Origin of the sequence: Pyramidobacter sp. C12-8, assembly GCF_002007215.1 — a bacterium.
In the GTDB taxonomy this organism is placed as follows: domain Bacteria; phylum Synergistota; class Synergistia; order Synergistales; family Dethiosulfovibrionaceae; genus Pyramidobacter.
Genome location: NZ_MUHX01000049.1, coordinates 1 through 9,101, shown reverse-complemented (window position 1 = coordinate 9,101; position 9,101 = coordinate 1). Strand labels below are relative to the sequence as shown.

The following is a 9,101-nucleotide window of genomic DNA, read 5'->3' as shown; positions in this document are numbered from 1 at the left end:
AACAGGCGCCAGTCACGATCCCCGTCGCATCGTCAATATAAGCGTGCAGCGTCGCACGCCCGTTCCCCCTGCCAAACCATTCAAACGACGTGGCGTCAGTCTGCCACAACATCCCCGCGGCCACCTTCCGCGGTCGAGAACGGTGAAGCTTCGGCCGCCGCCGCACACTCTTCTTGCTCCTGATCCCCTCGTCCTTCAGGATGCGGACGACACTCGAACGACTGATCCCGATCCCCTCCCGTTCGTTCAGGCATTCCGCAAAGTGAGAGAAGTTGAAATCGTAATAGACCTCCTCATACGCCTTCAGCACCGACTCCCGAACCTCATCTCCGATCCTGCGCCGAGACGTTCTGCCGCGGTTGCCGTGAACAAGTCCCGCCGCCCCTTGAGCGACGAACCTCTTCTTGATCCTGATGATTTGCCGTTGACAGAGCCCCAGCTTTTCCGCCGCCTCCCTGTTCGTCATGCGTCCCTCGACAAGCGCTCCGATAATCCTGATACGATCCAGTTCCTTTTGTGACAATGTCATTCGCTCCTGTTTCATGAACGGTATTATCTCAGAGTGACATTTTCTTGGAACAGTTATGGGGGACTTTATCACTGAGCAACGACAAAAGTAAATTGTCGACTTGATTTTTAATATCCATGATGTTACACTGTTTTTGCCTCAGGTAGATCATGGTTAACCAGAAAAACTGACGCTGATTTTCAACGAAAAGCTCTCGATCGTTATTCGGCGAAAGACTGCTTCGCCTCTGAAAAATCATTCCCCGTCGCTCCGCGGGGAGGTTTAAGGCACCACGGTTCAGGTACCTATACTGTTTCTCCATTAAAAGGCCGAGCATAAGGGCGCTGCGAGGGAGAGCCACACAGCGAGCTGCGCAGCACAGTCGAGGGAGTTCTGAGCGGCTGAACTCCCCCGCAGCGCCCGGCAAACGGTGCGAACGCTTTTTATCAAGAAAACAGTATTAATACATCGTGAGGGGGAGATCTTTTGATGAGAAGTGGAAATCGCGTTTTCGGTGCAGCAGTTTTGATCGGCGCGCTGGCAGCGTCCGCTGCTTTTGCCGCTTATCCGAGCAAGCAGATCACCGTTCTGCAGGGATTCAAGGCCGGCGGCGGCAGCGATACGGTCGCTCAGCTGACTCAGCCTTACCTGGAGAAGGTCCTTGGCACGTCGTTCGTCAATCAGTACATCCCGGGAGCCACCGGGGCGATCGCCTGGACGCAGCTGGCCAAGGCGACTCGCAACGACGGTTACACGCTGAGTATCACCAACACGCCCATGCTTCTGACCAACTACATCATGACGCCCGCCATCACCTACAAGGTCGACGAGCTGACGCCCATCGCCAACGTCATCAGCGATCCCGGCATCGTCGTCGTGGCGGCCGACAGTCCCTTCAAGACTTTCGACGATTTCATCGCGGCGGTCAAAGCCAACCCCGGCAAGGTCACCGTCGGCAATTCCGGGGTCGGCGGCGACGATTTCTTCACGACGCTGATCTTCGAAAAAGCTTCAGGGCTGAAAGTCCAGATGGTCCCCTTCGAAGGGGACGGTCCCTCCTGGCAGGCGGCGATGGGCAGGAAGATCGACGTCAGCTTCAACAACATCGGCATCGTCTTCCCTCAGATCAAAGCCGGCAACCTGCGCGCGCTGGCGATCATGGCCGAGAAACGTTACGAGCTGCTCCCCGACGTGCCGACGATGAAGGAAAAAGGCATCGACGTGGTATCCGGCTCTTCGCGCGGCTACAGCGCTCCCGCCGGCATTCCCGAGGAGGCCCGCCACACGCTGATCGAAGCGTTCAAAAAGATGGCCGAGATGCCCGAATTCAAGAAAGCGTGCGCCGACCGCGCTTCCATCATCGACATGAAGTACGGCGACGACTACATGGCCATGCTGAAGAAACAGGAAAAGGATTTCACCGAAATTTGGAACGAAGTGAAGGATCAGTTTCAGAAACACTGAACTTCCACCGAAATGAACCACGAGGCGGTTTCACTTGCTGAAGCCGCCTTTTTTCAAGTGGTATCGCCGAAAAACCGGGGCTGTCCGTTTGTGCGAAGGAGTCTTTTTTCATGTCCTATTTTATGCAACACGTCCTTTTTGCGCTGTTTTCCTTCGGCGTGGGGCTGTTCTTTTTCCTTACAGCCCAGTCCATGCCTGATTCCGCTCGACTGTTTCCGCAGCTGGTGGCGGCGTTGATCTTCCTGCTCAGCTTCGCGATGGCTTTCAATGCGCGGCGCTCGGCCCCTCCATCCGGTGAGAAAGCGCGGATCAACGTCGTGCGCGTGGTCGTTTACTCGCTGATGACCGCCGCTTACATCGCCGTGACGGAAAAGGCGGGATATTTCGTCGCGACGCCTCTTTTCATGATCGTCAGCTATATCTATCTGCGCGCAGCGGGGTTCCTCAAGGCAGCCTTGATCGCCGCGCTGTTCTGCGTTTTCGTCTATCTGCTGTTCGTCCGTTTCCTGAATCTTCCCGTGCCGCTCGGCCTGCTCGAACCACTGCTCGGCGCTTAAGGGAAAAGGAGCGTGTTCGCATGTTTGACAGTATGATTCTCGGTCTGAGCAACATCCTCCAGTGGAACAACATGCTGGCCATGTGCGGCGGCACGGCGCTGGGACTTTTCGTCGGCGCCATGCCCGGCCTTTCGGCTACGATGGCGATCGCGCTGCTGGTCCCCGTGACGTTCGCCATGCCGCCGGAAACAGGCATCACCATGCTGGCGTCGCTTTATATGGGCTCGATGTACGGCGGCTCGATCGCCGCCATTCTGATCCGTACGCCGGGCACGCCTTCGGCGGCGGCCACGGTCATGGACGGCTATCCGATGGCCTCGCGCGGCGAAGCGGGGCACGCTCTCGGCATTTCGCTGTTCGCTTCCTTTGTCGGCGGCGTGGTCAGCAGTATCGCGCTGTTGACAGTAGCGCCCCTGCTGGGACGTGTGGCCGTGATGTTCGGCCCCGTCGAGCTCACTTCGGTGGCCGTGCTGGGCATGACGATCATCGCCTCGCTGTCGCAGGGATCGCCCGTCAAGGGACTGCTCTCAGGGTCGCTCGGCCTGGCGCTGTCCACGGTGGGGATGGACCCCATCACGGGGATCCCGCGCTTCACCATGAACAATATCAACCTGTTCTCGGGCATTCCCTTCACGGTCGCGTTGATCGGCTTGTTTTCCATCCCCCAGGTGCTCCGTCTGATCGAGAAGGACGAGGACAATGCCGAGCGCATCGGGACGATCGAGGACAGCGTCGTGCGTCCCTGGTTCGAGCTGAGGGCGCTGCTGCCGACAATCGTCCGTTCCGGCCTCATCGGCGTGTTCACCGGCATCATCCCCGGCACGGGCGGCGACACGGCCTGCTGGTTCGCTTACAACGAGGCCAAACGCTTTTACAAGCCCGGGCGCAGCAAACACGAATTCGGCGACGGCAACGAATACGGCATCGCCGCGCCGGAATCGGCCAACAACGCCGTGGTCGGCGGCGCTCTCGTGCCCACGATCACGCTGGGGATCCCCGGCAGCTCGGCCACGGCCGTGCTGCTCGGCGGCCTGATGATCCACGGCATCATGCCCGGTCCGACGCTGATGACCGAGTACGCCGGCGTCACCTACACGCTGCTGTGGGCCATCTTGTTTTCGTGCTTCGCCATGTTCGTGGAGGGCCTGTTCTTCACGCGCCTGTGCATCGCGGTGACGAAGATCCACAACCGCATTCTCGCCGTGGCGATCACGATTCTCTGCGTCATCGGCGCTTTCGCCATCAACAACAACTTCTTCGACGTGGGGCTGATGTTCTGTTTCGGCATCCTCGGTTACTTCATGGATAAGCTCAAAATCCCGGTCGCGCCCCTCGTGGTCGGGTTGATTCTCGGCCATATGCTCGACGTCAGCCTGCATCAGGCGCTGCTTATCAGCGGCGGCAGCTGGTCGATTTTCGTCACCAACCCGATCTCCGCCGCGCTGCTGGCGTTGGCGCTGCTTTCTTTGATCCAGTCCACGCCCTGGTATGTCAACTGGAAAAAAGCGCGTCAGAGCAAAAAGGCGGCGTAGCTCAAGACGATCGGACAGATGCGGCCGATTCGAAGTTCTGTTGGCGATGCCGCACCTTTTTTCCGAAGAAACGTTACAGCATAATTGAGGGGGAAAATTTGAAAAATGCTCAGACGCAGTTTGCAGATATCGCCCGCCGACAACGTGAAAACAGTGCTCGAAGACAGTTTCCGAGGCGATACGATCGACACGCCCGACGGACCGTTGACGCTCCTCGACGACGTGGAATTCGCCCACAAGGTGCTGATCAAAGACCTGCACGCCGGCGATCCGGTCATCAAGTACGGCGAGGAGATCGGCCGCGTGAAGGCCGACACGCCCCGCGGCACATGGATCCACACGCACAACATGTCCTGTGAGCGCGGCAGGCGATAGGGGGAACGATCATGACGATCACTTTCAATGGATACCGTCGTTCAGACGGAACGGTGGGCGTACGCAATCATCTGGCCATCATTCCCTCCGTGTTCTGCGCCAATCGCACGGTGGAGCGCATTGCCGCCCAGCTGCCCGGTTCGGTGCCAATCCGCCATGCCGTAGGCTGTTCGCAGGTCGGCCTTGATCTTGAACTGACGGCCCGTACGCTCAAAGCTCTCGGCACGCATCCCAACGTCGGCGCGGTGCTGGTGATTGGCCTCGGCTGCGAGCGTTTTCCGCCGCGCGAGCTGGAGGAAGCCGTGCGCAAGAACGGGCGCCCCGTCGCCTGTTTCGTCATCCAGGAAGAAGGCGGCACGACCAACACGATCAACCGCGCCGTCGAAGCCGGCAGAAAAATGCTCGCCGGTCTGGCCGAACAGCGGCGCGTGCCCTGCCCGCTGAGCGAGCTGTTCGTCGGCACGAAGTGCGGCGGGACCGACGCCACCAGCGGCCTGGCCGCCAATCCCGCCGTCGGCGAAATGGTGGACAAGCTGGTCGCGCAGGGCGGCAGCGCGATCCTCAGCGAGATGAACGAGCTGCTCGGCACCGAGCACATTCTCGCCCGCCGCGCCGTCAGCAAAGAGGTCGCCGATAAAGTTTACAAAGCCATTTACGAGATCGAGGACGTCTTGCGCAGCAGCATCGACATGCGGCTGGGAGCCAAACGCAACCAGCTCATCTCCCCCGGCAACGCCGACGGCGGCGTCAGTTCCATCGTCGAAAAGGCGCTGGGCGGCATGCACAAATCGGGCACCTGCCCCATTGTCGACGTGATCGACTACGCCACGCCGCCCGAGAAGGGCAAGAAAGGCCTGTTCCTGATGAAGTACGAAAGCCACGACGGCGAAGTCACCACCGGCGAGATCGGCTGCGGCGCGCAGATCGTCGCTTTTACCACGGGACGCGGCTCGCCCACGGGACACCCCATCGCCCCGGTCGTCAAGATCACCGGCAACGAAAAAACTTACAAGGCCATGAGCGAAATGTTCGACTTCGACGCGTCGGGCATCATTTCCCGCGGCGATTCGCCCGAAGACACCGGCAGAGCCCTGCTCGACCTCGTCATCCGCGTTGCGGATGGCGAGCGGACACAGGCCGAGAAGACCGGCGACGACAGCCTGATGTGCATCGCCCGTCGTCACGGCTACCACGTCAAGAGCGAAGAGGAAATCATGAATCACTGCCGGGAGGTGTAGCGCCCGTCATACTGATTCTTGATAGAAAGCGTTAACATAGTTTGCTGGGAGTTGCGAGGAAAATTCACAAAGCGAGACCGTCGCCGGCTTTATGCCGGTAGCCGTCTCGCTTTGTTGATCATGATGCGTTGGATCTGTCACAGCAGATCCGAGTGGCATATTCTTTGTGAAAGAAAGGCGGCCGCCTCTCCTCATTTTTTTCATTTCATGATATTCTATGTTAAGCCACATCTGAATATAATATTCAGACTCTATAAATTTCCCAACACTGGAGGATTTCACATGATCTTTGGTCTTCTGAGAGACATCAAGAACGGCGAATACCGCACCATCGCCACGCCCGGCGAGATCTCCACGATCGTCGCCGACGGACATGAGGCACTGGTCCAGAAGGGAGCCGGCGAGCGCGCCGGTTTTGACGATGGCGCCTACGCCAAAGCGGGAGCCAAGATCGTCGACACGATGGAAGAGATTTACGCCCGAGCCGAGTTCGTCACCAAGGTCAAGGAGTTCGAGCCCTGCGAGTACGGTTTGATCCGCGCGGACCAGATCGTCTTCACCTGCATCCATCCGGCCGCTCATCCCGAAGAAGTCGAGGCGCTGCTCAAGAGCGGGTGCATCGCGTTCACCGCCGAGGATTGCCACCGTTACGGCTCGCCCAACTGCGAGGCGGCCGGCAAACAAGGCGCTTTGTTCGGTCTCGAGTCGATGTTGTCGATCAACGGCGGCAAGGGCAAATATGTAGGCGGTCTGGCGGGCGCGCCGGGCATGAACGTCGTCATTCTCGGCGGCGGCATCGTCGGCAAGAGCGCTCTGCAGGTGCTGCACGCCCTTGGCGCCCACTGCACGGTGCTCGACATCAACATCGGCACGCTGCGGGCGATTCAGTTCGAATACGGCGATTCCGTCGACACCGCCTTCTCCACGCGCGAAAACGTCGCCAGACTGCTGCCCGGCACCGACATGATCCTCAACTGTGTCAAATGGCCCAAGGGCTGCAAGGACTATCTCGTCACTCGCGACATGCTCCGCCTCATGGAAAAGGGCTCCGTGCTGGTCGACATCAGCAACGATGACCAGGGCGCCATCGAATCGTTCCACGAGACGACGCACGAGAATCCCCGCTACGTCGAGGAAGGGATCGTTCACTTTTGCGTCAGCAACATTCCCGGCGCCATTGCTCAGTCAACGTCCATCGCCTATGCGGCCTCGGTCATCGGGCACTTCCGCAGCATTCTCAACCGCGGCGTCGCCGAGGCTTGCGCGCGCGACGGTTTCCTGCGCCGCGCCCTGACCTGCTACAAGGGGATGCTGACCCACGAGGAGACCAGCGCGCTGCAGGGCAAGCCATGGATCAGGCCGGAGGACGTCCTCGGCATCGCCGGACGCGAACTCGACCCGGCGCCTCACGCGACGGTCAGCCGCTCGAACAATTTCTACAAGAAAGCATAAGTCTGTTTTTCATTTAAGGAGGCGTTACGATGCAAAACATGGGATTTATTTCCGTCATTCCCTCGCTCCTCGCCGTGGTACTGTGCTTTGTCACGCGCAACACGGTGGTCTCGCTGATGGTCGCCTGCTTTGCCGGCACGCTGCTGGCCGGACAGGGGCTGATGGGGCTGCCCACGTTGCTGAAAACGAGCATGGGGACCACAGGCTTCGCCTGGGTCATGATGCTGAACGTCTTCATCAGTATTCTCGTCGCTTACTTCCAGAAGACGGGGGCCATTCAAGGATTTTCGCGGAAGGTGCACGATTTTCATTTGGGACGCAAGGGCGTGCAGTTGATTTCGTGGCTGCTGGGCCTTTTCGTTTATTTCAGCGATTCCTTCTCGCCGCTGTTCGTCGGCACGGTCATGCGCCGTATTTCCGACAACGCGAAAATCAGCCGCGAAAAGCTGTCCTACATCGCCGACTCCACCTCGGCGCCCGTTTCCGTGCTGGTGCCCATCACCGGCTGGGCAGCTTATTTGAGCGGTCTGGCCGTCGGCGTGGGCTGCATCGTCGACCAGGAGCAGGCCATGAGCCTGTTCGTGAAAGCCGTGCCGTTCAACTTTTACGCGCTGTTTGCCGTGGCCTTCGTATTCCTGATCGGCTCCGGTCTCGTCAAGGATTTCGGGCCGATGAAGAAAGCCGAGCGGCGCGCCATGGACGAAGGCAAGGTCCTGCGCGACGGCGCTCAGCCGCTGATCGGCAAGGAACTGACGGAGATGCCCGCGCAAGAGGGCATAAAGACGCGCGTGTTCCTCAATTTCATCCTGCCGGTGCTGATGATCGTATGCATCGCCGTGGGGACCTACGTCACGCTTCACTCCGCCAAGACCATGGAGGCGTTCCTCGCCGTCGTGATTTTCATGACCGTCAGCATGATGCTGCAGGGCATCCCTCTCAAAGATGTCATCAACACGGCCACCGACGGCGTCAAGGGGGCCGTGCCCGTCGTCATGCTGTTGGCTCTCGCCTATTCGGTCAATGCGCTGAGCAAAACCATGGGGACGGCCAACTACATCGTTTCTTTGGCCCAACAGTTCCTGTCGCCTCATCTGCTGCCCTTCATCATCTTCGTGATCGCGGCGATCATGGCCTTCGCCACGGGAACCTCATGGGGAACGTTCGCGATCTGCATGCCCATTGCGCTGCCGCTGGCCTTCAACTATACGAACAATCAGGTGACGCCGCTCGTTACCGCCTGCTTTGCGGCCGTTGCCGGCGGCGGCGTATTCGGCGATCACTGCTCGCCCCTGTCCGACACAACCGTTCTTTCCTCCGCGGGAGCGGCGGCTGATCACATCGATCACGTCAAGACCCAGCTGCCTTATGCGCTCGTCTGCGCTGCGGCGGCTTCGATCGCTTATCTTTTCGTAGGGTTCTTGATGGTATGATCCCGTCATCGCTCCGTCAAAGCGAGGCCGGTCTCTTGGCTGAGGCCGGCCTTTTTCGTGCCAAACGGTCCGCCGCGCGCAAAATGCCGCCTCTCCCCGTCACACACAACGCCGTTCCGCGCGGCGATCATGGCCGCCCGGCGAAGAAACAAAGCGGTAAATTTTCAGAGTAAATGCAACCTCGTCAAAGTAAATGCGACGGGGTTGCATTTACTTTGACAGGACAAAAGCAGCAAGCAGTCATTACGAACACATAATAACGATCAAGATTGCGCTAACGGAACAAATTCAAGGGGATGAAAAGCTGTTACGAGGAAATTGTCCGAAAAAAGTGCATACAAAAGTGATCCTCAACTGAAAGCAAAATTTTCAGTTCAGAGTTAATGCAATCAAGAAATTAAAAAGGAGCCGTTATTTACCGGCGAGAAGAGTCCGCTTTAAACAGATATCCTGTGGCGGAATAAGTTCGAGTCCGAGTAAATGCAATACGTCCTCGCCATACAGGTTGATAAAGATCTCTGCAGGAGATTTTCCGTTAAATTTTT

8 protein-coding genes are annotated in these 9,101 nt (G+C 58.6%); 7 read left to right on the top strand and 1 reads right to left on the bottom strand.

The annotated features are described in order from the left end of the window. The coding region (locus tag B0D78_RS11885) for a helix-turn-helix domain-containing protein (protein ID WP_143521828.1) at positions 1 to 544 on the bottom strand (544 nt) is incomplete at its 3' end. A 453-nt stretch (positions 545 to 997) separates the two neighbouring features. Here B0D78_RS11885 and B0D78_RS11875 point away from each other — a divergent pair. From B0D78_RS11875 to B0D78_RS11845, 7 genes are all read left to right on the top strand, one after another. After that, on the top strand, positions 998 to 1,972 hold the full coding sequence (locus B0D78_RS11875) for a tripartite tricarboxylate transporter substrate binding protein (RefSeq protein ID WP_078017155.1): 975 nt from the start codon (positions 998 to 1,000) through the stop codon (positions 1,970 to 1,972). Positions 1,973 to 2,082: 110 nt separating this feature from the next. Continuing rightward, complete coding sequence (locus tag B0D78_RS11870; protein WP_078017154.1) at positions 2,083 to 2,529, top strand: tripartite tricarboxylate transporter TctB family protein; 447 nt, start codon at positions 2,083 to 2,085, stop codon at positions 2,527 to 2,529. A 20-nt stretch (positions 2,530 to 2,549) separates the two neighbouring features. Further along, positions 2,550 to 4,061, top strand: a complete 1,512-nt coding sequence (locus B0D78_RS11865) for a tripartite tricarboxylate transporter permease (RefSeq protein WP_078017153.1) — start codon at positions 2,550 to 2,552, stop codon at positions 4,059 to 4,061. A gap of 105 nt (positions 4,062 to 4,166) precedes the next feature. Then, a complete protein-coding gene (locus B0D78_RS11860; protein WP_009163624.1) occupies positions 4,167 to 4,436 on the top strand; it encodes a UxaA family hydrolase in 270 nt (89 codons plus the stop codon). A gap of 11 nt (positions 4,437 to 4,447) precedes the next feature. Then, a complete protein-coding gene (locus B0D78_RS11855) occupies positions 4,448 to 5,674 on the top strand; it encodes a UxaA family hydrolase (protein WP_078017152.1) in 1,227 nt (408 codons plus the stop codon). Positions 5,675 to 5,956: 282 nt separating this feature from the next. Continuing rightward, on the top strand, positions 5,957 to 7,126 hold the full coding sequence (locus B0D78_RS11850; protein WP_078017151.1) for an alanine dehydrogenase: 1,170 nt from the start codon (positions 5,957 to 5,959) through the stop codon (positions 7,124 to 7,126). A 29-nt stretch (positions 7,127 to 7,155) separates the two neighbouring features. Beyond that, positions 7,156 to 8,556, top strand: coding sequence for a Na+/H+ antiporter NhaC family protein (locus B0D78_RS11845; protein ID WP_078017150.1), 1,401 nt, complete (start codon positions 7,156 to 7,158; stop codon positions 8,554 to 8,556). Positions 8,557 to 9,101 lie beyond the last annotated feature (545 nt).

Excerpts from the sequence above, each read along its gene's own strand:
- B0D78_RS11875 (WP_078017155.1), top strand. The coding sequence starts at position 998 with ATGAGAAGTGGAAATCGCGTTTTCGGTGCAGCAGTTTTGATCGGCGCG.
- B0D78_RS11870 (WP_078017154.1), top strand. The coding sequence starts at position 2,083 with ATGTCCTATTTTATGCAACACGTCCTTTTTGCGCTGTTTTCCTTCGGC.
- B0D78_RS11865 (WP_078017153.1), top strand. The coding sequence starts at position 2,550 with ATGTTTGACAGTATGATTCTCGGTCTGAGCAACATCCTCCAGTGGAAC.
- B0D78_RS11860 (WP_009163624.1), top strand. The coding sequence starts at position 4,167 with ATGCTCAGACGCAGTTTGCAGATATCGCCCGCCGACAACGTGAAAACA.
- B0D78_RS11855 (WP_078017152.1), top strand. The coding sequence starts at position 4,448 with ATGACGATCACTTTCAATGGATACCGTCGTTCAGACGGAACGGTGGGC.
- B0D78_RS11850 (WP_078017151.1), top strand. The coding sequence starts at position 5,957 with ATGATCTTTGGTCTTCTGAGAGACATCAAGAACGGCGAATACCGCACC.
- B0D78_RS11845 (WP_078017150.1), top strand. The coding sequence starts at position 7,156 with ATGCAAAACATGGGATTTATTTCCGTCATTCCCTCGCTCCTCGCCGTG.